The 22,026-nt window shown below is 61.4% G+C and carries 37 protein-coding genes and 1 riboswitch; of the genes, 19 read left to right on the forward strand and 18 right to left on the reverse strand.

Annotation, left to right across the window (positions count from 1 at the left end; all coding sequences use genetic code 11):
* The first annotated feature begins 44 nt into the window (after positions 1-44).
* Both TX72_RS07020 and TX72_RS07025 read left to right on the forward strand, forming a co-directional pair.
* Entirely contained in the window at positions 45-1,799 is a 1,755-nt protein-coding gene (locus TX72_RS07020; protein ID WP_011128258.1) for a gamma-glutamyltransferase family protein, read from the forward strand.
* 39 nt (positions 1,800-1,838) lie between these two features.
* On the forward strand, positions 1,839-2,036 hold the full coding sequence (locus TX72_RS07025) for a DUF7441 family protein (protein WP_011128259.1): 198 nt from the start codon (positions 1,839-1,841) through the stop codon (positions 2,034-2,036).
* 4 nt (positions 2,037-2,040) lie between these two features.
* On the opposite strand, the gene TX72_RS14415 is transcribed toward TX72_RS07025, so the two are convergent.
* The 4 genes from TX72_RS14415 to TX72_RS14420 are packed head-to-tail and all read right to left on the reverse strand — an operon-like array spanning position 2,041 to position 2,969.
* Positions 2,041-2,205, reverse strand: coding sequence for a hypothetical protein (locus TX72_RS14415; protein ID WP_173358492.1), 165 nt, complete (start codon positions 2,203-2,205; stop codon positions 2,041-2,043).
* Positions 2,202-2,486, reverse strand: coding sequence for a DUF427 domain-containing protein (locus tag TX72_RS07030; RefSeq protein ID WP_011128260.1), 285 nt, complete (start codon positions 2,484-2,486; stop codon positions 2,202-2,204). Before TX72_RS07030 ends, TX72_RS14415 begins: the two co-directional genes overlap by 4 nt.
* 50 nt (positions 2,487-2,536) lie before the next feature.
* Positions 2,537-2,752, reverse strand: coding sequence for a Nif11-like leader peptide family natural product precursor (locus tag TX72_RS07035; RefSeq protein ID WP_011128261.1), 216 nt, complete (start codon positions 2,750-2,752; stop codon positions 2,537-2,539).
* A 40-nt stretch (positions 2,753-2,792) separates the two neighbouring features.
* A complete protein-coding gene (locus TX72_RS14420) occupies positions 2,793-2,969 on the reverse strand; it encodes a DUF8642 family protein (protein WP_173358493.1) in 177 nt (58 codons plus the stop codon).
* A 189-nt stretch (positions 2,970-3,158) separates the two neighbouring features.
* Between TX72_RS14420 and TX72_RS14425 the strand changes: the two genes are divergently transcribed.
* Together TX72_RS14425 and TX72_RS14185 are read left to right on the forward strand one after the other, a co-directional pair.
* The gene (locus tag TX72_RS14425) at positions 3,159-3,320 is read left to right on the forward strand and encodes a hypothetical protein (protein ID WP_173358494.1); all 162 of its coding nucleotides are present in this window, start codon (positions 3,159-3,161) and stop codon (positions 3,318-3,320) included.
* A 161-nt stretch (positions 3,321-3,481) separates the two neighbouring features.
* Complete coding sequence (locus tag TX72_RS14185) at positions 3,482-3,733, forward strand: hypothetical protein (RefSeq protein ID WP_158305738.1); 252 nt, start codon at positions 3,482-3,484, stop codon at positions 3,731-3,733.
* Positions 3,734-3,890: 157 nt separating this feature from the next.
* Here TX72_RS14185 and TX72_RS13930 read toward each other — a convergent pair whose 3' ends face one another.
* Genes TX72_RS13930 through TX72_RS07055 form a run of 4 tightly spaced genes read right to left on the reverse strand, consistent with a single transcriptional unit; the run spans position 3,891 to position 4,956 of the window.
* Positions 3,891-4,331: a hypothetical protein gene (locus tag TX72_RS13930; protein WP_011128264.1), complete on the reverse strand. Its 441-nt coding sequence runs from the start codon at positions 4,329-4,331 to the stop codon at positions 3,891-3,893.
* A gap of 42 nt (positions 4,332-4,373) precedes the next feature.
* Entirely contained in the window at positions 4,374-4,619 is a 246-nt protein-coding gene (locus TX72_RS14935) for a hypothetical protein (RefSeq protein WP_318655391.1), read from the reverse strand.
* Positions 4,502-4,762 (reverse strand): DoxX family membrane protein, encoded by a 261-nt coding sequence (locus TX72_RS14995; protein WP_011128265.1) that lies wholly within the window; start codon positions 4,760-4,762, stop codon positions 4,502-4,504. The genes TX72_RS14935 and TX72_RS14995 overlap by 118 nt, the downstream gene beginning before the upstream one ends.
* Positions 4,759-4,956, reverse strand: coding sequence for a hypothetical protein (locus TX72_RS07055; protein ID WP_042503576.1), 198 nt, complete (start codon positions 4,954-4,956; stop codon positions 4,759-4,761). The genes TX72_RS14995 and TX72_RS07055 overlap by 4 nt, the downstream gene beginning before the upstream one ends.
* A gap of 460 nt (positions 4,957-5,416) precedes the next feature.
* On the opposite strand from TX72_RS07055, the gene TX72_RS07065 reads away from it, so the two are divergent.
* The 5 genes from TX72_RS07065 (at position 5,417) to TX72_RS07085 (ending at position 8,738) form a co-directional block, all read left to right on the forward strand.
* Positions 5,417-7,096, forward strand: coding sequence for a protein adenylyltransferase SelO family protein (locus TX72_RS07065; protein ID WP_042503580.1), 1,680 nt, complete (start codon positions 5,417-5,419; stop codon positions 7,094-7,096).
* Positions 7,097-7,136: 40 nt separating this feature from the next.
* On the forward strand, positions 7,137-7,589 hold the full coding sequence (locus TX72_RS07070) for a lipocalin-like domain-containing protein (protein WP_011128267.1): 453 nt from the start codon (positions 7,137-7,139) through the stop codon (positions 7,587-7,589).
* A gap of 17 nt (positions 7,590-7,606) precedes the next feature.
* Positions 7,607-8,110: a DUF924 family protein gene (locus TX72_RS07075; RefSeq protein ID WP_011128268.1), complete on the forward strand. Its 504-nt coding sequence runs from the start codon at positions 7,607-7,609 to the stop codon at positions 8,108-8,110.
* A gap of 51 nt (positions 8,111-8,161) precedes the next feature.
* On the forward strand, positions 8,162-8,461 hold the full coding sequence (locus TX72_RS07080) for a DUF3104 domain-containing protein (RefSeq protein ID WP_083810659.1): 300 nt from the start codon (positions 8,162-8,164) through the stop codon (positions 8,459-8,461).
* 64 nt (positions 8,462-8,525) lie between these two features.
* The gene (locus TX72_RS07085; protein ID WP_052298026.1) at positions 8,526-8,738 is read left to right on the forward strand and encodes a hypothetical protein; all 213 of its coding nucleotides are present in this window, start codon (positions 8,526-8,528) and stop codon (positions 8,736-8,738) included.
* Positions 8,739-8,747: 9 nt separating this feature from the next.
* Here TX72_RS07085 and TX72_RS07090 read toward each other — a convergent pair whose 3' ends face one another.
* Entirely contained in the window at positions 8,748-9,233 is a 486-nt protein-coding gene (locus tag TX72_RS07090) for a cupin domain-containing protein (protein ID WP_011128270.1), read from the reverse strand.
* Positions 9,234-9,277: 44 nt separating this feature from the next.
* Positions 9,278-9,502, reverse strand: coding sequence for a hypothetical protein (locus TX72_RS07095; RefSeq protein WP_011128271.1), 225 nt, complete (start codon positions 9,500-9,502; stop codon positions 9,278-9,280).
* A gap of 63 nt (positions 9,503-9,565) precedes the next feature.
* Here TX72_RS07095 and TX72_RS07100 point away from each other — a divergent pair, with 63 nt between their 5' ends.
* Positions 9,566-10,810 (forward strand): cytochrome P450, encoded by a 1,245-nt coding sequence (locus TX72_RS07100; protein WP_011128272.1) that lies wholly within the window; start codon positions 9,566-9,568, stop codon positions 10,808-10,810.
* A gap of 16 nt (positions 10,811-10,826) precedes the next feature.
* On the opposite strand, the gene TX72_RS14430 is transcribed toward TX72_RS07100, so the two are convergent.
* Positions 10,827-10,973 (reverse strand): hypothetical protein, encoded by a 147-nt coding sequence (locus TX72_RS14430; RefSeq protein ID WP_173358495.1) that lies wholly within the window; start codon positions 10,971-10,973, stop codon positions 10,827-10,829.
* A gap of 24 nt (positions 10,974-10,997) precedes the next feature.
* On the reverse strand, positions 10,998-11,189 hold the full coding sequence (locus tag TX72_RS07105; RefSeq protein WP_042503585.1) for a hypothetical protein: 192 nt from the start codon (positions 11,187-11,189) through the stop codon (positions 10,998-11,000).
* A 593-nt stretch (positions 11,190-11,782) separates the two neighbouring features.
* Between TX72_RS07105 and TX72_RS13220 the strand changes: the two genes are divergently transcribed.
* Positions 11,783-11,887, forward strand: a complete 105-nt coding sequence (locus tag TX72_RS13220; RefSeq protein WP_071820846.1) for a DUF4278 domain-containing protein — start codon at positions 11,783-11,785, stop codon at positions 11,885-11,887.
* Between the two features lie 55 nt (positions 11,888-11,942).
* Here the strand turns inward: TX72_RS13220 and TX72_RS07110 are convergent, their stop codons facing one another.
* On the reverse strand, positions 11,943-12,191 hold the full coding sequence (locus TX72_RS07110) for a hypothetical protein (protein WP_011128274.1): 249 nt from the start codon (positions 12,189-12,191) through the stop codon (positions 11,943-11,945).
* Between the two features lie 130 nt (positions 12,192-12,321).
* On the opposite strand from TX72_RS07110, the gene TX72_RS07115 reads away from it, so the two are divergent.
* From TX72_RS07115 to TX72_RS07150, 8 genes are all read left to right on the forward strand, one after another.
* Entirely contained in the window at positions 12,322-12,507 is a 186-nt protein-coding gene (locus TX72_RS07115; RefSeq protein ID WP_042503587.1) for a hypothetical protein, read from the forward strand.
* A gap of 97 nt (positions 12,508-12,604) precedes the next feature.
* Positions 12,605-12,703, forward strand: a riboswitch (guanidine-I (ykkC/yxkD leader).
* 25 nt (positions 12,704-12,728) lie between these two features.
* Complete coding sequence (gene speB, locus TX72_RS07120; RefSeq protein WP_042503589.1) at positions 12,729-13,919, forward strand: agmatinase; 1,191 nt, start codon at positions 12,729-12,731, stop codon at positions 13,917-13,919.
* Positions 13,920-13,922: 3 nt separating this feature from the next.
* Positions 13,923-14,321: a hydrogenase maturation nickel metallochaperone HypA gene (locus TX72_RS07125; protein WP_011128277.1), complete on the forward strand. Its 399-nt coding sequence runs from the start codon at positions 13,923-13,925 to the stop codon at positions 14,319-14,321.
* Positions 14,322-14,342: 21 nt separating this feature from the next.
* Positions 14,343-15,077 (forward strand): hydrogenase nickel incorporation protein HypB, encoded by a 735-nt coding sequence (hypB, locus tag TX72_RS07130; protein WP_011128278.1) that lies wholly within the window; start codon positions 14,343-14,345, stop codon positions 15,075-15,077.
* 36 nt (positions 15,078-15,113) lie between these two features.
* Complete coding sequence (locus TX72_RS07135) at positions 15,114-16,115, forward strand: ABC transporter substrate-binding protein (protein WP_011128279.1); 1,002 nt, start codon at positions 15,114-15,116, stop codon at positions 16,113-16,115.
* Complete coding sequence (locus tag TX72_RS07140) at positions 16,115-16,942, forward strand: ABC transporter permease (RefSeq protein ID WP_011128280.1); 828 nt, start codon at positions 16,115-16,117, stop codon at positions 16,940-16,942. The genes TX72_RS07135 and TX72_RS07140 overlap by 1 nt, the downstream gene beginning before the upstream one ends.
* Before the next feature lie 3 nt (positions 16,943-16,945).
* Positions 16,946-17,701, forward strand: coding sequence for an ABC transporter ATP-binding protein (locus tag TX72_RS07145; protein WP_011128281.1), 756 nt, complete (start codon positions 16,946-16,948; stop codon positions 17,699-17,701).
* Positions 17,701-18,753 carry an aromatic ring-hydroxylating oxygenase subunit alpha gene (locus TX72_RS07150; protein ID WP_042503592.1) on the forward strand — a complete coding sequence of 351 codons (1,053 nt, stop codon included), beginning with the start codon at positions 17,701-17,703 and terminating at the stop codon, positions 18,751-18,753. The genes TX72_RS07145 and TX72_RS07150 overlap by 1 nt, the downstream gene beginning before the upstream one ends.
* Before the next feature lie 37 nt (positions 18,754-18,790).
* Here the strand turns inward: TX72_RS07150 and TX72_RS07155 are convergent, their stop codons facing one another.
* From TX72_RS07155 to TX72_RS07175, 5 genes are read right to left on the reverse strand one after another with little or no spacing between them, the layout of a single operon-like run.
* On the reverse strand, positions 18,791-19,531 hold the full coding sequence (locus TX72_RS07155) for a DUF3050 domain-containing protein (RefSeq protein WP_011128283.1): 741 nt from the start codon (positions 19,529-19,531) through the stop codon (positions 18,791-18,793).
* A 2-nt stretch (positions 19,532-19,533) separates the two neighbouring features.
* Complete coding sequence (locus tag TX72_RS07160) at positions 19,534-20,001, reverse strand: nuclear transport factor 2 family protein (RefSeq protein ID WP_011128284.1); 468 nt, start codon at positions 19,999-20,001, stop codon at positions 19,534-19,536.
* A 45-nt stretch (positions 20,002-20,046) separates the two neighbouring features.
* Positions 20,047-20,328, reverse strand: a complete 282-nt coding sequence (locus TX72_RS07165) for an MSMEG_0570 family nitrogen starvation response protein (protein WP_011128285.1) — start codon at positions 20,326-20,328, stop codon at positions 20,047-20,049.
* Positions 20,329-20,380: 52 nt separating this feature from the next.
* Positions 20,381-21,358 (reverse strand): sll0787 family AIR synthase-like protein, encoded by a 978-nt coding sequence (locus TX72_RS07170; protein WP_011128286.1) that lies wholly within the window; start codon positions 21,356-21,358, stop codon positions 20,381-20,383.
* Entirely contained in the window at positions 21,355-22,026 is a 672-nt protein-coding gene (locus TX72_RS07175) for an MSMEG_0567/Sll0786 family nitrogen starvation N-acetyltransferase (RefSeq protein ID WP_011128287.1), read from the reverse strand. The genes TX72_RS07170 and TX72_RS07175 overlap by 4 nt, the downstream gene beginning before the upstream one ends.

Raw genomic sequence — 22,026 nt, forward strand, 5'->3', positions numbered from 1 at the left:
ACAAGCTAGGCAGGGTTCACCCTGGCCCCGAAGCCGCTGCCCTGATGTTGCGTGCCCTGCTGCTGATCCTCGGCCTCTGCATCAGCAGCACCAGCGCAGCCGCCGCACCGGTGAGCCGCGACGACCCGGAATCCGCCGATCCCGGCCAAGCCGCCATCTCCACCGCCGCAGGTGATGCGGTGGTCGTTACCGCCAACCCCCGAGCCAGCCGGGCAGCTGTGGCAGTACTTAAGGCCGGTGGTTCGGCAGTGGATGCCCTGGTGAGCGCCCAGGCGGTGCTGGCCGTGGTGGAACCGCAGAGTTCCGGCCTGGCCGGTGGTGGTTTTCTGATGCACTGGGATGCCCGGCAGCAACAGCTGCAGGTGCTCGATGGCCGTGAGGTCGCCCCCCTGAGCAGCCGTCCGGACGATCTGCTGCAGCCCTCCGGCGAACCGCTGCCCTGGCGCGAGGCCACCAGCCGCCCGCAGGCCATCGGTGTGCCTGGCACCGTGGCTCTGCTCTGGGACGTCCATCAACAGCACGGTCGCCTGCCCTGGGCCACCACGTTGCAGCCGGCCATCCGTCTTGCCCGTGATGGGTTCCGCCCCAGCCCCCGCCTGCGCCGTTCCATCGGCATCGCCCAACGCATCGGCGTGGACCACAGCCCGGCGTTTCAGGCGCTGTATCTGCCCGGCGGCCAACCGCCTCCGGCCAACCGGCCCTTCCGCAATCCGGCCCTGGCCCGCACCCTGGAGCTTCTGGCCAAGGACGGCGGTCCGTCCTTTTACAACGGCGAACTGGCCCAGCAGATCCTTGCCGGGATGGCTGCCCTGCAGACCGACCAGCCCGACTTCCGCGGCTGGAGCCCTGCCGATCTGGCTGGGTACGCCGTGGTTCAGCGCTCACCGCTCTGCCACCGGCTGCGCAGCTACCGGCTCTGCACGGTGCCGCCACCAAGCAGCGGCGGGCTGGCGGTGTTGCAAACCCTGGCACTGCTGAACCAGAGCAACGCATTAAGCGGCCCTGCCGATCCGCAGACCTGGCGGCTGCTGGCGCGAGCCCAGGCCTGGGCCGATGCCGATCGCCTCTACTGGGTGCACGACCCCAAGGATGGGGCCATTCCGACAGGCCCCTTGCTGGATCCCGTCTACATCCAGTCCCGCGCCATTGCCCTGCAGACCTCCCCCGCGGCTCGCCCGACTCCGGGGCTGCCCCCTGGCCTGGCGGCCTACCCCTACGCGCTGCCGGAGCAAAGCCGCGAACAGGGCACCACCCATCTGGCGATCGTCGATGGCGAGGGAAACCTCGCTGCTTACACCAGCTCGGTGGAAACGGTCTTCGGCAGCCGCCATCTCGTGGCGGGAATGGTGCTGAACAACCAGCTCACCGACTTCGCCTTCCGCCCCAGCATCAACGGCCAGCCAGTGGCAAACCGGCGCCGGCCCGGTCGTCGGCCGGTGTCGTCGATGGCTCCGATGATCGTGTTCGAGCGGGGGCAACCGCTGCTGTCGGTCGGCAGTCCCGGCGGACGCAGCATCCCCCACGTGCTCAGCCGCGTGCTGCTGGCCTCCCTGATCTGGCGTGAGCCACCGGCACGGGCCGTCGGGCTGCCGCATCTGTCGCGGCGCCGCAATGGATTGGTGCTGGAACAGGATCCGCCCCTCCCCTGGCCCGTTGCCCTCGACCAACTCACTCCCGGTGATCAACCGATCCGTAGCCAACGCCTGGGCAGCGGCACCGCCCTGCTGCAGAAGATCAACGGTCGCTGGCACGGAGCAGCCGACCCCCGCCGGGAGGGCACGGCCCTGTCAGCTGACTGACGAATCCCAGCAGGATGGTGTTCCAAATGTGCGCTGCTGATGAAGAGCTTCGAGGACACGGACCCACGGCCCTACGACCGCCACCGCTACCGGGTGCAGTTCCGCGATGGCTCGTTCAAGGACACCGGCAGCTACGCCGAAGCCACCGATCTCTGGTACTCAAGTCGGATCAAGCCACGGGTGATTGAGGTTCTGCCCGCCACCAAACCATCCCGCCCGCGTGGCGGCTTCGGCTGACGCTTCAGTCGAGCGAAAACTCTCCGCGAAGAGCTCGCGCATCCTGAATGCGCTGCTCCTTTGCCAAAAGACGCAGCCGCGTGTTGAGCCAGAAGCGCAACCGATCGGACAACACCGACTTGTTCAGCAGCGCATCCGAAGGCTCAGGTTCACCGAAGGGAATCGTCACTGCAGCTCCACCCCTTTGCCCCGGTAGAAGGCGAAGCGTTCACGGATCGATTCCGCGTCTGGCTTGGGGGTGTCGTAAGCCCAAACGGCGTTGCGGATCACCTGATCGCCAACCACCACATCCCAGTAGCGAGCCGTGCCTTTCCATCCACAGACCGTGGTGTGATCGGACGCTCGGAACAACCCCTCTGCCATGGCAGAGCGGGGGAAATAGGGGTTCCCATCCACCATCACGATGTCGTCGCTGTCAGCCAGCACCGTGCCGTTAAAGATCGCCTGCATGATCTGGCGCAGTTCGTCGTCGGTCGCAGGCTAGAAAATCTGTACCGGAATCAGTTGTATTCCCCAGGCGTCTCCTGCTTGGACACCGTCACCCGCCCCACCCTGTTGCCGGAGAACCGCAGCAATTCATCCCCGCTGAAGGAGTAGCCCAGCCCGCCGGCGATCTTGGCGACATCATCGGCTGTTGATGCCGCCAGCACTGACTGCTTCAGGGCTTCGTCGTCCTGCAGACGCAGCAGGAAGCCTTTCAGTTGATCGAGAGCCATCGCCCGCCTCAGCGAAGGGGCGTGAACCGTAAACGACGGCTCAGGACGCGATCGACAGGTCCGAACCGTCATCGATCTGCAAGTGAGTCGTCAGACAAGTGGTGACACAGGTCTGGTCATGGATGTCGCAGGCACTGATGCAGACGAAATACTCATCGAGAGCTTGCCACCGTTCGCCGATGGATTGGTGTTGATGTTCCTGCTTGAGTGAGTACATCTGATTCTTGCGAGTGCGACACCTTTACGAGCAGCTTTGATGGCTCGTCAATAAAAACATTGCGGAGAATAAAATACTTAGGGGAATAATCTCAGGAAGAAATACTTATCCGGATCGTGAACAAGCCTTGCCGCCGGTTGTCATCTGGGCGACAAACCACAAGAGTGAAATCAGCGCATGGACGAGGTCATGGAATTCAAAAGCCGCATCTTTGCCAACTCACAAGGTCAAACAATCGACGCCGTTGGCAACGGCCGGTACCTGGTCTGCCATCAGACCAGCTGCGTCATGGTGAAAGGCTGGCGCCAGGCCCAGATCGCCTTGAAACGCCAGGAGTCACCGATGGCATGAAGCAGGGCGAGCCCCCCCCTCCGGACGTCTGGCCTCAGAGGGTCTGCCAGGTGCTGGTGAGCCACTGGGGAGCAACGCTCCACCAGACTGCGACAGCTACAAAAATGGCCATCAATCCAATGAGGCTGGTGATCAGCGTTTCTTCGCGCTGAGCATTGGACGTGACTTTTCTGACTTTTCCCAAGGATCGATCGGTCTCTGCTGCTGGTGTAGGTCGGCAGAAACCGATCGTCATCGGTGAAAACACCGACCGTTCAATAGACGCCGAAGACGTCAGAGGAAGTCGAAGTTGTCCTCATCATCCTCATATTCATTGGACTGAATCCACAAAGCCGCCACAGGAAAGATCAAACATCCCGCAAGAAGAATTTCCATCGATCAAAAAAGCTTTGAACAATAAAAACCCAAATTGACTGCTTCAAGGATATCGGTAACAACGGCCCCCTTAATCACTCAACATGGTTGCGGATGATTCAAACCCTCCCGATTAGCAGATTCACTTAAACGGCCTGCAACGAATCAACCGATACGTTTTTATGATCGATCAAAACAGATAATTGAAATGTCTTTTCAACGCTTCAACCGATGGAACTGTTTGCACTGGCCATCATCGTTGGCATCAGCGGAGGCCTTGCCGCCCGCTTGACCCCACGCAAAGGCTGAACCATGTACACCCTCACCGCTGCCCTTGTGACTGCTGGGTTGATTGGCTTGTTCAGTCCAATCATTGCCCTGTTCTGAGTCATCCACATTCAGCAAAGAAAGGTTTAAAACCGTCCTTGCACAAGGCGAAAGTCCCAATCCGTGAATGGGGCTCGCAGCTTCACCAACTCCTGATAAGCGGGGCTTTTGTAAAAATCGATGCCGTCCTGGAGGGTTTTGCCCTTGCAGGCCGTCACCACCGTCAAGCCCCCCATCACCTTCCACCAGCAAGGTATTGCGCTGGCGAACGAGATACTCGCAGCCCCACTCCTCCATCAAGGCATCCGCTTTTTCGATGTAGCCCTTCATGGCTGGGTCGGCCTTGGTCGTTCCCTCTTCATCGCTGGCCAGTCACCGGTGCCTTAGCCAGCGAAAGCTGGGCACTGCTCCTGCAGTGGACCGAGTGAGCGCCAACAACAACGCACCAATCAGGGCCAGATTCATGAAGAAGCCGCTATCCACTGGAAAGGTGTGAAAAATCAGTGTGGTGGGCACGAGAAACACCAGCAGCAGCGACGACCCAAGCCGGGTGTTCTCTCCGAATACAAAACGACCGATCCGAAGATCAAACAGGTGATGGCACCGGCCAGGAGACATCCAGCCAAGGGTTCGGCAATCCCTTTTGAAGCGATCACATCAACCGTTCCGCTGAAATCCGTCAGTTTTCCGGGAACGGCTTTGACAAACAACGCGGCCATCAAAACGCGACCGAGCCAATCGAGCAGGATCTGAGGGGTCATGTCCAGTTTTTCCAGATAAAACGCTCGTCCCAATCTCCCCTGACGGCCCGGATGAATGCATCCTCCGACTCATCGGTCATGAAGCAATACGCAATCACCTTGTTGTCGTCGTCTTTGATCGCCAGAACATTATCCGCCGGTGGAGACGTGGCTGACGAGAAAATTTTGCCGTCTCTCAGGATGAAGCGATGCATCGTCTTCAAACAGGGATTTCTTCAACCTAGCCACGCAAATCGAACGTGAATGTGACGACACAAACCAAAGTATTCGTCAGGGCGCCCTGTCAGAGCTGGACAACGCGATACCGGGGCACTAAGACATAAATGTCGTCACCACGACACAGCGTTCACTTCGCATTCCGCGGAGCGCAGCTCGACTCAGGCCATGGAACGGGGGTCTGGGCTTGCTTCCTTTGGCTGCGATGACAACCATGGTTTGGAACGGATCAGCTTTTGGCCCTCAGGATCGTGAGGCCGCCAAACGTGAGGCGCTGGTACGGCGTCTTGAGTCAGCCTTAGCAGGTCCTGATGGGCAGCACTCGGCCCAATACCGCGGCACGGCATACCTGCGCCGAAACGGCTTTTCGGCTGTGCGCTAACCGATCAGGCCGAAGTGATGCTTTCAATAGCATCAGCGGATCGCTGGTCTGACCCCATGCCCACCACCGCGACAACGTTTGAAGAGTTCAGGCAGCGGGTCGACTACTCGCTGCTACAAGCCCTGAAGCCTGATCCTGAGGCGACATCGGACGGCAACGACCACCGCCCCAGGCCAGTGTTCTCAGGCCACTGGGTGCCCGTGAGGCCAACACCCATTCCAGAACCGAAATATGTCGCCCACAGTTTCATTCTGTTCGCGGAACTTGGGATCAGTGATGACCTCGCCCACAACAGCGACTTCACCCGACTGTTTTCTGGCGATGCCTCGGTCGCAGCCGAACCGATGCACTCCTGGGGATGGGCCACCGGCTATGCCCTGTCGATCTACGGCACCGAATACATCCAGCAGTGTCCTTTCGGCACGGGCAACGGCTATGGCGACGGCCGTGCGATGTCGATCGTTGAAGGTGTTTTTGAGGGGCAGCGCTGGGAGATGCAACTGAAGGGCGGCGGACCGACCCCCTACTGCCGTGGCGCCGATGGCCGGGCCGTGCTCCGCTCCAGCGTCCGCGAATTCCTGGCCCAGGAGTTCATGCATGCCCTTGGCGTTCCCACCTCCCGTTCGCTCACCCTGTATCGATCTGAAGCCGAAACGGTGCGACGCCCCTGGTACTCCGACCACTCGCGCTCCTTTGATCCAGACGTGATGGTCGACAACCAGGCCGCCATCAGCACCCGGGTGGCGCCGTCGTTTCTACGGGTGGGGCAGATCGAACTGTTTGCTCGCCGCGCTCGCGACAACGCTCACCCCAACGCCCACGACGAGCTGCGGCTGATTGTGCAGCACCTGATCGACCGCAATTACCGCGCTGAGATTGATGCAACGCTGCCCTTCCATCAGCAGGTGCTTGAGCTGGCGCGACTGTTCCGCGGTCGACTCACCGCCTTGGTCGCCAACTGGATGCGGGTCGGCTACTGCCAGGGCAACTTCAACAGCGACAACTGCGCCGCCGGCGGTTACACCCTCGACTACGGCCCCTTCGGCTTCTGCGAATTGTTTGATCCACGCTTCCAACCCTGGACCGGTGGTGGGGCCCACTTCTCCTTTTTCAACCAGCCGGCAGCAGCGGAGGCCAACTACCGGATGTTCTGGAGATCCCTGCGCACCCTGCTGGAGGGAGATGACGCTGCCCAGCGCGAGCTCGATCAACTGAACGAAGGGTTTGCCGTGGCGATGCAGCAGCAACTGGAGGCGATGTGGGCCAGCAAGCTGGCGCTCCCTGCTTACGACGAAACCCTGGTGACAGAACTGTTGCAGCTGTTGGTTGCCGCCAAAGCCGATTACACCAAGGCGTTCCGCCTGCTCTCAACCATTCCCGACCATGTCGCCGAGCTGCATCCGAGCTTCTACCTGCCCAGTTCGGAAGACCTGGATCAACGCTGGCAGACCTGGCTGCAACGCTGGCGTGAGCGAATCACGGCCAACGGCGATCTGGAGGAGACATCAGCTGCCATGCGTCGCGTGAACCCGGCCATCACCTGGCGGGAATGGCTGATCGCCCCGGCTTATCAACAGGCGGAGCAGGGTGATAACAGCCTGGTGCTGGAACTGCAGACCCTGTTCAGCAGCCCCTACAGCGCCCCATCCACAGAGCTGGCGGCCCGCTACGACCAGCTCAGGCCGCAGCAGTTCTTCAGCGCCGGCGGCATCGCTCACTACAGCTGTTCCTCCTGAACATGACAGCGTGTGTGCGCCCTCGTCACGGCAACGGCTGATGACCGCCAGCTCCATCCAGCCCCAGCAGACGCTTCAGAGCAACCCGGTTCAGGGCGTGTGGAGCCTGGTGTCGTACGTCGTGGAGGTGCAGGAGAACAGTGAAACCTTCGCGCCGATGGGAGACCATCCCACCGGGTATGTGATCTTCACGGCCGAAGGGCGGTTGTCCTTCACCCTTTCAGCCCAGGGGCGCCAACCCGGCTCCACAGCTGAGGAGCGATCCGATCTGCTCAACAGCATGATTGCTTACACCGGCAGCTATCGGCTCGAGGGGGATCGCTGGATCACCCAGGTGGATGTGGCCTGGAATCCCTCCTGGGTTGGCACGGAACAAACCCGGTTTTACCGGGTGGAGAACGACCAGCTGATCGTCAGCACCCCTTGGCGGGTGATGCCCAACTGGCCGGAGAAGGGGATGACCCGCAGCATCGTGCGCTTTCAACGCTGTTGATCGAGTCGCGCTGTTCCATGCACGAGGCCATCCTCGACTTCTGGTTTGAACAGTGCCGTCCTTGGCAGTGGTTTCGCCGCAGCGAGACGTTCGATCAGGAGGTTCGCCAGCGGTTTGGTGCGTTGGTGGAGCAGGCCCTCGCTGGCGGTCTGCAGAGTTGGGAGGCGCAGCCGTCATCGTGTCTGGCGCTGGTGCTGCTGCTGGATCAATTCAGCCGTCAGATCTGGCGGGGCGAGCCCAGAGCCTTTGCCGGCGATCAACAGGCGCTGCGGCTGAGCCAGCGGGCCCTCGCGCTGGGTTGGATTGCGATGGAACCGCAACGGGCCAGGCGCCAGTTCTGGCTCATGCCGATGCTGCACAGCGAAACCCCCGCTGTGGTGCAGCAGGCGATCCCGCTGCTGCAGATCCATGTGGACCAGGCCACGGCAGACCTGGCACAACGCAACCTGGAACAACTGCAGCGCTTCGGGCGCTATCCCTGGCGGGACGAGGCCCGACGAACTGAGCAGAATCACCCCTGACGGCCCAGACCGCCCCTGCTAGAACCAGTATGGCTGTACTAAATGCATGGCATGGCCCTGGCGAGCAAAGACGCACCGCCGTTCCTTGGCTTCAAGGCTGGAGACCTGGTGCTCGTTGAACCGCTCTCAGCCGACACCGCTGCAGACGCCGACTGGTGGATGGGCTGGATCATCCATGTGGATGGAGGAGCACGAGATCCGCGCGTGCCGACGTTGTTCCAGGTCGCTGACTGCGATACAGGCCATGTGCGCTGGATCAGCGCCGATGAAGCGACCCGGCTGGTCCTGAGCGGCCTGGAAACCAGCAACGTTGTGGACTTCACGTCGAAGCGGCGCAAGCGCTTGTCGTGAGGCCTGAACAAACAGATCAGCCCCCTGTATTCACATGCTTTGATGAGGATGATTTGACATCGAGATGGCAAGATTTTTACTGCGAGATGGCAACATGATTCATGCCAATATCGATCCCTGCACGTTGGACACGTACAGTTACAAAGATGGACAGGGCAATGACATCAATGCCCTGTTATCTGTAAAAGCAGAACGTCAACTTCTGAAGACAATCCCGATGCCATCGCTACCCATCCAGGCGCGCATGCAGCTGGCCATGACCCGCATCAGCGCCTGAGGATGGGAATCACTTGATCCACTCCGTGGTCGGTAGCCCCTCCACAGAAGCCACCATCACCCAAACCACCGTTGGGGTGTCTCCTTTGTTTTCCACGTAGTGCGGCTCTGAGGCACCTTCAATGAAGCTCTCGCCAGGCTTGAACACACTGCTCACCTCACGGCCATCCGGCTGCACACGGGTGTTTAGCAGCTCACCGGAATCGGTGGCCTGCACATAAACCAACATCGGTGCAGGGTGGGTGTGCAGTGGGATCTTGCCCCCCGCAGGGAGCTCAACACGGAACAGACGCAACTCCGGCTTGCCCTCGGGATACGTCAAATCGCTGCCATTGAGGGTCTGGCTGCCGCTGAAGATCGCCTCGATCTTGGCGTCCGTCGATGCAGCGTCCGATGATGCCTGATCACCGGAGCTTGTTGGCTCCCCGGCGCAACCAACAACACCAAGCATCAACAGGGCAGAGGCTGCCATCGAAGGAAGAGCTGTTTTCAGCATGTGCCGGATCAGGGAGGGTGATGCCGGCAGTGTGCCGCGAATTCTCAGGCCACCCAGCGATCTGCATCCATGATCCGTTTGATCAACAGCCCAAGCCGCTTGACCTCGCTGAAATTCACGTCCTTCACCGCCTGATCGAGACCGCTGTCGATCCAGGCCCCATCACGTTTTTCGTAAACCGTGAAGTCCTGATCCAGGCCGTCACGCCTGATGCAGTAGGTCACACCATCGTCATGGAGAAAGTCGGCGGAATGCAGCTGCAGAGCCATCAATCGGTGACATCACTCCAGCGATGTTGGCAATAGCTTGCTTGCAACCACGCATCTGGATCCATGACGGCCGCACCCTTGCCCAGTACCGGTGCGGTGACAGGCCTCGGCGAAACCCTGGCCTTTTTCCGGGATCCGTCCTTCAGCCAACGCCGCTTCAGTGAGCTGGGAGATGTGTTCGAGACCAAACTGCTGGCCCAGAGCATCGTGTTCATCCGCGGCGAACGCGCTATCGGTGATCTGCTGAAGCAGGAAGACTGCCTTCAAGGCTGGTGGCCAGACAGCGTGCGGCAACTGCTGGGCAGCAAGTCGTTGGCCAACCGCAGCGGTGCAGACCACAAAGCGCGTCGCCGGGTGGTGGGTCAGCTGTTCTCCAGTGCAGCCCTGAGCCGCTACACCCCAGCCATCGAAGCCCTGGTCAACGACCTTGCCAACGAGCTGCAACAAGCAGAGGGCCCAATCCCCCTGGCTGCACGGATGCGGCGCTTTGCCTTTTCAGTGATCGCCACCACGGTGCTGGGGCTTGAGGCCGAGAACCGCGATGCGCTTTTCGCCGATTTCGAGATCTGGACCCGCGCCCTGTTTTCCATCCCCCTTGCCTTGCCAGGAACACCCTTCGCGCGGGCCCTTGCCGCACGGCAACGGTTGCTGGCTCGGCTGAAGACCGTGCTGCAAACCAACAACAACAGGCAACAGGGCGGCCTTGATCTGCTCAGCGGCGGATTGGATGAAGCGGGGCTCCCGCTGGATGACGATGACCTTGTTGAACAACTGCTGCTGCTGCTGTTCGCTGGCTACGAGACCACGGCATCGTCATTGAGCTGCCTGTTTCGGGCCCTGCTGCTCAACCCAGAGGTGGAACAGTGGCTCATGCAAGATCTGAACAACCACGAACGCCCGTCGAGGCTGGATGCCACTGTCCTTGAGGTGATGCGCATGACGCCACCGGTGGGCGGTTTTTTCCGGCAGAACACCCAGTCGATCGAGCTGGCCGATGTGGCGATTCCCCAGGGAAGGGTGATTCAGGTGGTGCTGAGCTCATCGAGCACCACAAACCAGATCGACTTGGAAACCTTCCGGCCCCAGCGTCATCTGGATGGATCGTTCCAACAGACCCTGCTTCCCTTCGGCGGCGGTGAACGGGTCTGCCTGGGTAAGGCCCTGGCGGAACTGGAAATCCGCTTGATGGCGATGGGACTGTTGCAGCGCGTTCAGCTGCATCTCGAGCCCGATCAGGATCTCAACCTGCAGTTGATTCCCAGCCCAACGCCTCGGGATGGGCTGCTGGTAAGGGCCACAGCCCGTTGATCAACAGATGTCAATCCTACTTGGGAGGCTTGATCAATTCACCGGTCTGCAGCGACACCACAGCAAAACTCCCCACAAACACCAGTGCGACCACAACCAGAACAACGGCGGTGACGTTGCTGATCTCCAGCTCACCGAGCATGAAGGCCAAGGGAACAGGCATCGAGATCTCGACGGAAGCGAGAGCCTAAAGCTGGGGTGTGATGGCGTCGTTGGGGAAAAACTCCTCAAATACGCAGATGCGATCGGCCCAGCGCATCTCCACCTCAAATCGCATCAAGCGGTGACGCACCCACATCAGGGTGTCGACATCAATGGGTTTGTGGACCTTCTGCTTCTGCGCCCTGGCCCAGTCGTCCTTGTTTTGATAGGAGTTCACAGAACTGAGGATGTGTACCTACAACGTAAGGACGATGCTGAATGGCGCAGCCAACGTCACCGTCCGTAAGCATCGATGCACACAGCAATTAGCCAAAAGTGTTCATCTGAGCATTGTCTTCAGGGAATCTTTGCGTTCACATCCATCTAAGGAGGTCATCTGATTCTTCATTTGGTCGCCATCGCAGCAGTGTTGGGGGTGCACGGAGGAGGACATTGTTGAAACAACCCCATCACAGCCATGCCCATCAACCCAGTGGTGAAGCTGTTGAGATCAACATCGACAGCCCAATCAAACGCTGACGAAACAAAACCAATCCTGCTTCCACCTCCTCGTCGCCCGGATCCCATTCGTCCAAGAAGACAACGCAAGGAAACTAGCTGGGAAGAATTCCGACAGGAATACTCTGGACTCGGTTGAGGCGGTTTCAGCAAAATTCTCTGTTGTGTAGCCGCATGAACTACACAACCCTGGCCAGAGCCTGTAGGACAGATGTGTAGCACCTGCTACTGCACGTTCACCTCACCACTGGCGAGGCGCAGTTCGACTCAGGCCATGGAACGGGGACCTGAGCTTGCTTCGAGGAACCCATCATGACCCTGACCTATCGCGGCCAGAAGTACGTCCAGAACAACGCTGCTGCCACCAACAGCAAGCGTCCTGTTCTTGTGTACCGCGGCCACAAAGTGGCTCAGTAAGCAGCATTTTGATGCAGCTCAATCGCCCCGCTTCGGCGGGGCTTTTTTTGTGCTTTCAGCCAACGGTTAATTCACCATCAACGCCGTACTGGTGAAGACATTGCTTCACCGTGAGCACGGACACAGTGCTGCCCGTATCGGCATCAAACAAGGCATAAGGACAGCCCCGCACAACACAACGACGACGTGCATCGACGTAGGCATCAAAGAGGGTCTGGTGGGAACATTCCTCCACCCAGCCACTGCTGCTCAAGTAGCGCGTCAGGATCATGCGCCCGGCACAGATGGTTCCGTGATGGCTCATGGATCAACCGGGTGGTTGAAGTTACCTGAACTCTTCGGGATCACAGCACGTTGATCAGTTTTCCCTGTTGTTCAGCACAACCAACACGGTCAGGAGGAGCGCGTTAGGACAGGGCGTCGATCCACTGGGAATGCCACTGTTCGTCTGTGCCGGCTGCAGCGTGCGCATCGAGCGCTCGATGGCCACCTATCTGCGTCTGAAAGGCAGGGTGCTGTGCTCCACCTGTCTGGACCGGATGGAGTCTGAATTAACCACTGGAAGTAACCGCAACGAGGCAGCCCCATCGGTTCCGACTCAGGAATCACCGATGAGCTGAGAGCCGATCAGGCCTTGGTCCTGAAGGTCTGGCTGGTACGACGTCATTCCGTAGCTGATCACACCGCGCGTGCCACCGGTGCCGCAGACAGTGGAAGGGCGGAGAAACCTAGGGTTCCGATCCCGTCAGGGATGCCTGGTCCGAGAGGTTTCGGTCGGTTCTGCCGGCTGCACGGAGGGACAAAAGCCCGGGAGACCGCCACAACACCAACTCCCCCTCCGATGTCATCCCCAACGGACCCCAACGGGGCCTTTCAGCGTTCGCATCCCAGCGAAGGCACTCAGGCGCTCGAGAAGGAACGCAAGCTGCCCCTCACCGGCTGGCAGCAGGAAGTTGATCAGGCCAAGCGCCTGGGTCTTGAAGCGGCCGAAAGCATCGTGGACCGCAACATCTCCACGTTCTCCCGCGGCGAGCTGCCCCACTTCGCGGGCATCAACACCTTCATGAAGGCGCCCTACCTGGAGGATGTGAACCAGGTGGGCAACTACGACGTGGCCATCGTCGGGGTGCCCCACGACTGCGGCACCACCTACCGCCCCGGCACCCGCTTCGGGCCACAGGGCATCCGCCGCATCTCGGCCCTCTACACCCCCTACAACTACGAAATGGGGGTGGATCTGCGCGAACAGATCACCCTCTGCGATGTCGGCGACATCTTCACCATTCCGGCCAACAACGAGAAGAGCTTCGATCAGATCTCTAAGGGCATCGCCCACGTGTTCGCCAGCGGCGCATTCCCGATCATTCTCGGCGGCGATCACTCCATCGGCTTCCCCACAGTGCGCGGCGTCTGCCGCCATCTGGGTGACAAGAAAGTGGGCATCATCCACTTCGACCGCCACGTCGACACCCAGGAGATCGACCTGGACGAGCGGATGCACACCTGCCCCTGGTTCCATGCCACCAACATGGCCAATGCTCCGGCTGAGAACCTGGTGCAGCTCGGCATCGGCGGCTGGCAGGTGCCGCGCGAGGGCGTGAAGGTCTGCCACGAACGCGGCACCAACGTGCTCACCGTCACGGACATCACCGAAATGGGGTTGGAGGCGGCAGCCCAGTACGCGATCGAACGGGCCACTGACGGCACCGACTGCGTTTACATCTCCTTTGACATCGACTGCATCGATGCCGGCTTCGTTCCCGGCACCGGCTGGCCCGAACCCGGCGGTCTGCTGCCGCGCGAAGCACTCAAGCTGCTCGAGCTGATCGTGCGCAATGTGCCGGTGTGCGGTCTCGAAATCGTGGAGGTGTCGCCGCCGTACGACATCAGCGACATGACCTCACTGATGGCCACCCGCGTGATCTGCGATGCCATGGCCCACCTGGTGGTCAGCGGCCAGCTGCCCCGCAAGGACAAGCCGGCCTGGATCAGCGATGTCTGCAACATGAACGTCGATCAGAAGTGGAGATAAGCCATGCACGAAGTCGACATGACCAAGTGCCTGCTGATCTCCCTCAATGAATGGCGGCAGCGTCGGGACGACGCCAGCGCGATGGTGGAGACCGTCCACCTCGAGGTGGGCCGCTTCACCTGCGTTGAGCCCGATCAGCTGGTGACCACCTACAACGCCGCGGTGCAGGGCACCTGGCTGGATGGTTCCCGGCTCACCATCACCGACATTCCTTTCGTCGGTCGGTGCCTGGTCTGCAACAGCACCTACGACCCCGTGCCGGAGAGCGCCTACCGCTCCCCCTGCTGCGATCACCCACTGGAGGAGATCGTCAGCGGCCGTGAACTGCGGATCCGCAGCATCGATTACCGCAGTGCGGCCGGCGCTGCCCTTGAGTCCAGCTCCATCCAGCGCATGCGCTGACACCTCAATCCCCCCTTAGCCATGCACATGCCCCTCGAGGACACCCTCGGTCTCAACCTCCTCGCCGCCAACCAGCACCAGGCGGAGCACAACCACGAGCATTTCCAGGCCTGGAACCTGCTCTGCCTCAACCTGATGAGTAGCCCCGGTGCCGGCAAGACCGCCCTGCTCGAACGCTCCCTGCCGGCGTTGGCCGCCAAACACAAGATGGCGGTCCTGGAGGGCGACATGACAACCCAGCTCGATGCCGAGCGTCTGGAAGCCGTCGGCATTCCAGTGGTGCCGATCACCACCGGTCGGGCCTGTCATCTCGATGCCGCCATGGTGAGCGGCGGACTCACGTTGCTGAAGCAACGCCTGGATCCAACCCAGCTCGATCTGCTGCTGGTGGAGAACGTCGGCAACCTTGTTTGCCCCGCTGAATTCGATGTGGGGGAACACCACAAGGTGGCCCTGCTCAGCGTCACCGAGGGCGACGACAAACCGCTCAAGTACCCGCTGATGTTCCGCCAGGCGGATGTGGTGCTGATCACCAAGGTGGATCTGCTGCCCCACCTGCCGGTGGAGCTGGCGGCGATCCGCCGCAACATCCTCAGCATCAACCCCAACGCCACGGTGATCGAGGTCTCCGCCCTCAGCGGCGAAGGCCTCGATGTCTGGCACCAGTGGGTGCGGCAGGCCCTTGCCGATCGCACCGCCGTCTCCTCTGCTGCAGCCAGGGCTGCAGACCAGTCCCCCGCTCTGGCCACCGCCTGAGCCCCGATCCCGTCATCCACCCATCACGCCGATGCCATGACCAAGCAACTCCGCAATCTCCTGATCGCCGGCCTGGCGATCGTTCTGGCCGTCGCCTGTTCCAAGCCCTCAACCCCAACTTTGGGCGGCACCCCGATCGTTCTCGGCTACAGCAACTGGGCCGGTTGGTGGCCCTGGGCCATCGCCGTTGAAGAGAAGCTGTTCGAAAAGAACGGCGTGAATGTAGAGATGAAGTGGTTCGACGGCTACGTGCAGTCGATGGAAACCTTCGCCGCCGGCAAGATCGACGGCAATTCCCAGACCCTGAACGACACCATCTCCTTCCTGCCAGGCGAGAACGGTGGCGAAGTTGTTGTGCTGGTGAACGACAACTCCGCCGGCAACGACCAGATCATTGCTGACGCCTCGATCACCTCCATCGCAGAGCTCAAGGGCAAGACTGTGGCCGTTGAAGAGGGCGTCGTAGACGATTACTTGCTCAGCCTGGCTCTCAAGGACGTTGGCCTCAGCCGTGAGGATGTGGTGATCAAAGGCATGCCCACCGACCAGGCCGCCACAGCCTTTGCCGCCGGGCAGGTGGATGCCGTCGGCGCCTTCCCGCCCTACACCGGCACCGCCATGCAGCGCGAGGGTGCCCGGGTGATCGCCAGCTCCAAAGAGTACCCCGGTGCCATTCCCGATCTGCTCACCGTGAGCGGTGATCTGATTAAGGAACGGCCCGACGACGTTCAGAAGATCGTCAAGACCTGGTGGGACGTGCGCGACTTCATGGAGAAGAACCCCGAGAAATCGGAGGCAATCATGGCCAAGCGGGCCGGCATTCCCACAGAGGAGTACGAGCAGTACAAGGACGGCACCCGTTTCTTTTCGATCGACGAGAACCTGGAAGCCTTCAGCGAAGGCGAAGGCATGCAGTACATGCCCTTCGCCTCGGAATCGATGGCGGAATTCATGGTCTCCGTTGGCTTCATTCCCGAGACGCCCGACATGAGCAACCTGTTTGATTCCAGCTTCATCAAGAAGGTCGCCGACTCCTGATGACTGCCACTGCCGCCGCTGCATCCAAGGGGAGGGGCTCAGGGCTCCTCTCTCTGCTCACCCTTGGGGCCACCCCATCGGGGGCCGTGCGTGGCGGCCTGCAGGTCGCCTCCCTGCTGATCCCACTGTTGGCCTGGGCGGCCATCGCCTCCCTGGGCCTGGTAGATGAGAAGTTCCTGCCATCACCGGGGGCGGTGTTCCGCTCCCTGGCCTCGATGGCCGAAAGCGGCATCCTGTTCCAGGACATCGTCGCCAGCACCGGTCGGGTGTTCGCTGGCTTTCTGCTCGCCACCGTTCTGGCGGTTCCGATCGGCATCTGCATGGGGGTGTACCCAGCGGTGTGCGCCCTGTGCGAACCCCTGATCGCCATGCTCCGCTACATGCCGGCAGCAGCGTTCATTCCCCTGCTGATTATCTACCTCGGCATCGGCGAGGAACCCAAGATCGCCCTGATCTTTCTCGGCACGATCTACTTCAACATCCTGATGGTGATGGATGCGGTGAAGTTTGTTCCCAAGGAACTGATCGAAACCACCCTCACCCTCGGCGGCCGCAGCCGCCAGGTGCTGGTGAAGGTGGTGGCCCGTTACAGCCTGCCCAGCATTATCGACACCCTGCGCATCAACATCGCCACCTCCTGGAACCTGGTGGTGGTGGCCGAACTGGTGGCGGCCGAAGTGGGTCTGGGCAAACGGATTCAGCTGGCCCAGCGCTTCTTCCGCACCGATCAGATCTTCGCCGAACTGATCGTGCTGGGGTTGATCGGCTTCGCCATCGACATGGGCTTCCGTCTGCTGCTGCGCCTCAGCTGCCGCTGGGCGGTCTGAACCATGGAACTGCTGGTTCAGAACCTCTCCAAACAGTTCGGCGACAAAGCCGTCCTCGAGGACATCAACTTCTCGATGCAATCCGGTGAGTTCATCACCTTCGTCGGCAGTTCCGGCTGCGGCAAGAGCACCCTGCTCCGGCTGATCGCCGGCCTGGATCACCCCAGCGGGGGCCGGATCCACGTCGATGGATCCCCCGTTGAAGGGCCCGGCCCCGACCGGGGCATGGTGTTTCAGAAATACAGCCTCTACCCCTGGCTGACTGCCGCCGACAACGTCGCCTTCGGCATGCGGCTACAGGGCATGACGTCGGCTGACGTGCGTAATCGCACCGCCTATTTCCTCGAGGTGGTGGGTCTGCAGGATGCAGCCACCAAACTGCCGAGGGAACTCTCCGGCGGCATGCAGCAACGGGTGGCGATCGCCCGCGCCCTGGCCACCAACCCCAGCGTGCTGCTGCTGGATGAACCCTTCGGTGCTTTGGACCTGCAGATCCGCGAAACCATGCAGGAGTTCCTGCTCCAGCTTTGGCAACGCACCGGCCTGACCGTGCTGCTGATCACCCACGACGTGGAGGAAGCCCTGGTGCTGGCTCAACGCGTGCACGTACTGGCACCGAACCCGGGCCGGATCATCCGCTCGCTCGAGGTGACCCTGAACAAAAGCGATTTAGATCAGCTGCGCCTCAGCGCTGAGTTCCTGCAGCTGCGCCGCAGCCTGGCCACCAGCCTGCGGCAGCTGGAACCAACCATCGGGTGATGAAGGCTCCGCAACGGTTTCTGCCGGCCCAGGCCTATACCGATCCGGAGTTGTATCGCTGGGACTGCAGCGGTTACGCCCAGCGCTACTGGCATCCCCTGGTCGCTGGATCGGCCCTGCCGGCCGGCCACAGCCTGGCTCTAACCCTGCTGAATCAGCCCCTTCTGCTCACCCGAGCCGAGGACGGACCCCCCCGCGCCTTTCTCAACCGCTGCCCCCACCGCGGCGTGGCCTTCCAGCACGAACGCGAGGGAGCAACCGCCTGCCGTCGCCTGATCTGCCCGTACCACGGCTGGACCTACAGCCTGGAAGGGGAGCTGCTGGCCGCGGCGCGCGAGCAGGGCTTCGATCCCCCCTTCCATCGCCAGGACTGGCCGCTCCCTTCCCTGCCTTGCCGCGAGGATGGCCCCTTGATCTGGGTCGCACTCACCCAGGCGGTGACGCCCCTGGACCAGCAGCTCGACCTGGTGCATCAACGGGTGGCGGACCTCTGGACCCAGCCCCTCCATCAGGTGCGGATCCTGCAGCGCACCCTGCGCTGCAACTGGAAGATCGCCCACGACAACACCCTCGACGACTACCACGTCGCCGTGGCCCATCCAACGACTCTGCACCGCGAACAGGGGCCGGTGCGCGATTACGTCCACCACACCACGGCCCTGGTGAACCTGCTGGTGACGCCCCACGCCGATGGCGGTTGCTTTCACACCTTTGGCCTGCCGCCCTGGCTACATCTGATCACCTGGCCGGACGGCCGTCTGGCGTTGTTGGAGTTTCTGCCCCTCAGCCTCGACAGCTGCTGCATGCAGTTGCGGCTGTTCGCTCCCAGCGCAGCCAGCGGCGAACCGCCGACGGATGCGGCCAACAAAGCCTGGTTGAAAGAGCTGCTGGCCTTTTTGGACGAGGACCAGCCCCTGGTCGAATCCGCTCAGCGCGGCTACCGCAGTGGACTCGTGCCCGGTCCACCCCACGGGCTCGAGCAACGGATCATCCACTGGCAGGAGATCTACCGACAGGTGCTGCCCAAAGAGCTGGCCCAATCGCTCAGCTGATCGCGCCCAGCCGGATCACCCGGTTCGAATCCGCCATTCACACCGGAACCGGTGAGCGCAGCTCAGCATGCAGCGCATCCCAGAAACGCTTGCGATCCTCGATCACCTGGCGCTTCACCTGCTCCACCCGTTGCATCGCCTTGGCGTCGTCCCCCACTAGGGCCAGCACCATTGCCTCGGCCAACGGGCCATGGCTGTCGCCATCGAGGGCGATGTGGCGTTCGAGGTACCAGCACAACGTTGGACAGGGCAACGCCAGGGCCTGCAGTCGCTTCAGCAGCGCACGGAACAGATCCGGCACCAACAGCTCCCGGCCGTAGGCAAACGCCGCAGCCAGGGCATGGCTCTCACCATCCTGAATCAGCACCTGCGTGGTAGTGAGAAAACGGGCTGCAGCGGGCGGGATCCGCGGGTGTGGCACAGCGCTGCCGAGATCACCGGCCATCGCCTGCTGCAGCACCGCGTCGATGGCCGAGGTGTCGGCACCGATCTCCACCATCGCCCGGCGGTAGATGCCGAAATGGGACAGATGCAACGGGCCACCGAGGGCCTCAGGCAGACAATCACACTCCTCCTCCGCCACCAGGCTGTTGATCAACCCGGCGCTGCGCGGATGCTTGGGCGGCACCCAGGGAACACCGGATGGTGCCAGGTGCTGCTGCAGCGCCTTGAGCAACAACATGAAGTCCCACACCGCAAACACGTGGTGTTCAACGAACACCCGAAGATCTGCGATAGAAACAATCGCCTCCGGCAAGGGATGGCGCTGGAGATCCATCGTCAGAGGCCCAGTTCCGTCAGACCCGGGAAATCATCGGGTCTTGGGCCATCACCCCAGGTGAACAGGAGATCGCCCTCCGCGATCGGCACGTCGTTGATGCTGGCCTCACGCCGGCGCATCAACCCGTTCTCGGCAAATTCCCAGTTCTCGTTGCCATGGGCGCGAAACCACTGCCCCTCGGCGTCATGCCACTCATATTGGAAACGCACAGCGATGCGGTTACCGGAACACGCCCACACTTCTTTGATCAATTTGTAGTCCAGTTCCTTCGCCCACTTGCGTTGCAAAAAAGCGAGAATCTCAGCCCGGCCGTGGATGAATTCACTGCGATTGCGCCAGACACTGTCCTCCGTATAGGCCAATGAAACCTTGTCTGGATCCTTGCTGTTCCACGCATTTTCGGCCATCCGTGCCTTCTGCTGCGCGGTTTCGAGGGTGAACGGTGGAAAGGGAGGTTTTCCGGTCATGGCATTAACAAATTGGGGGAAGGAAAGAGGGGATGCATCACAGGGTCAGGGCAACTGACTGATCACCCGCACGTTCTGATCGGGCTTGTAGCGGGCAATCCACTGGCGCAGCTGGGATTCCTCTTCGTCCGTGCGGGTGCAGGCAAATCCATAGCGGGCACGAACCCGTTCGGAAGCAGCCCGCAGTGCCCTGACACCCAACGATTCCAGTTCCGACACCCGAAATGAATCGCCTGGTTTCAGATACTCAAGAATCACAGTTGATGGTGAATACAACGTGCTGGATTGGCCATCCGGCCATTCCAACTGAAAGCGAACCTCAGGCATCCATCCGTACACATTTGTTGGATCCTGCAACAGGCCATTCGGCATCGCTGTCTCATCCGCCACAGCCGAATCCGGTGAGTCCGCTCGCCACCTCCCAGAGGCAATGCGACGCCCCGGAGATCTGCAGCAGCACCCGGCATTCACCGGTGCTGAAGCGACCGATCCGACAGCAGATCAGGTCCGGATCGCCCTGCAGCATCCTCACCAGGGTTGACGTCCGGGACGGATCCACGGCCAGCAAGTAGCCGAAGCTCGGGAAACAGCTGAGCCAGGCCTGTTCCTCCACCCCATCAGGGCGGTCCACCGCATCCAGATCGATGCTGAGCTCCAGGCCACAGGCTTCGGCAAACATCACCGACGTTCCCGTCAGTCCACCCATGCTGATGTCCTTGGCAGCGCGCACCAGGCCCTCAGCCGCCAGTGCCGGCAGCAGGCTCAGATGGGAGCGCAGTCGAGCTGGGGTGGCATGGGTGGCCGCATCCCAGAAGGGGTAATGGCGGTAAAAGGCTCCGTTTTTGTTCACGAGCATCCACAGTTCGTCGCCGGGTGCTGCCGCCCGGGCGGAGAGCACCGGCCCCTCTGCCACCCCAAGAACGGCAACCGACAACGCTGTGTAGGGACTCTGTTGATTGGAATGCCCCCCCACCATCGGCACCCCGAAGCTCTCACAGGCGAATCGCATCCCCTCCAGCAGAGGCTGCAACGCATCTGCACCACCACTCCAGACACTGTTAACCAACGCCAGCGGTCGACCGCCCATCGCCGCGATGTCGCTCAGATTCACCAGCACACCGCTCCAGCCGGCAAACCACGGGTCCTCCTCCACCAGCCCAGGTTGCATGCCCTCACAGGCCAGCAATAGCTGGCCGTTCTGGCGAGGAAGCAGAGCGGCATCATCCCCCAGCATCCCCGCTGCACCAAGCTGCGGGAACGGCTGGTGGCAAAACATCCCGGCCGCTGGCTGAATGTCGCGTTTGGCCAGCAGACCGCTGTGCAGCCGCAGCCCATCCATCAGCTCGGTAAAGCTCATGCGGCAAGGGATGGCAGGAGCGAACATGACGGCCGCCGCTCCCGCGACGGCGCGTAGTAATTGAGATCGGCCTGCATCAGGTGATGCCGGATGCCACGGATCTCGAGTTCCTCAATCGAGGCCCAGTGCAGACGGCGAAAGAAACGCACGTTCTGAATCTGCACCATGGCCATGAAACGATCACAGCCCCAGCCGTTGGCGGTGGTGACCGCCTTCCAGATCAACCCCTTGCCGATCTGGTTGTGACGGCGAAAGTCGCTGTGCACCCCGAGCCGTCCGCCATACCAGAGCCGTGGTTCGGTCTCCACGATCCGCACCACACCCACCACCTGGGATTCCGGGCCCTGCTTATCTTCGTCGGGTTGACAGTCGTGATGCAGGGCCGCGATCGGACAGGCGATGCGGTCGAGTTCATCCCGATCGGACTGTTCGAACACGTGCTGCTCTTCGCAGAAGATGCTGCGCCGCAACGACCAGTAACCCGCGATCAGGGGCGAATCGGGACGCAGCAGGTGAAAGCTGAACCGATCCGAACTGGCGGTGGGCGACAGGCGGAAATCATCGGCGTCGATGCCGATGCCAGCCCGCACCGAAGGGGTGAACAGGCTGGGGGCGGAGCTGATGCTGCGGCCGATGCCACGGCTGCTGGGATCGAGACAGAACACCAT

It is taken from the genome of Parasynechococcus marenigrum WH 8102, from assembly GCF_000195975.1.
Taxonomy (GTDB): Bacteria; Cyanobacteriota; Cyanobacteriia; order PCC-6307; family Cyanobiaceae; genus Parasynechococcus; species Parasynechococcus marisnigri.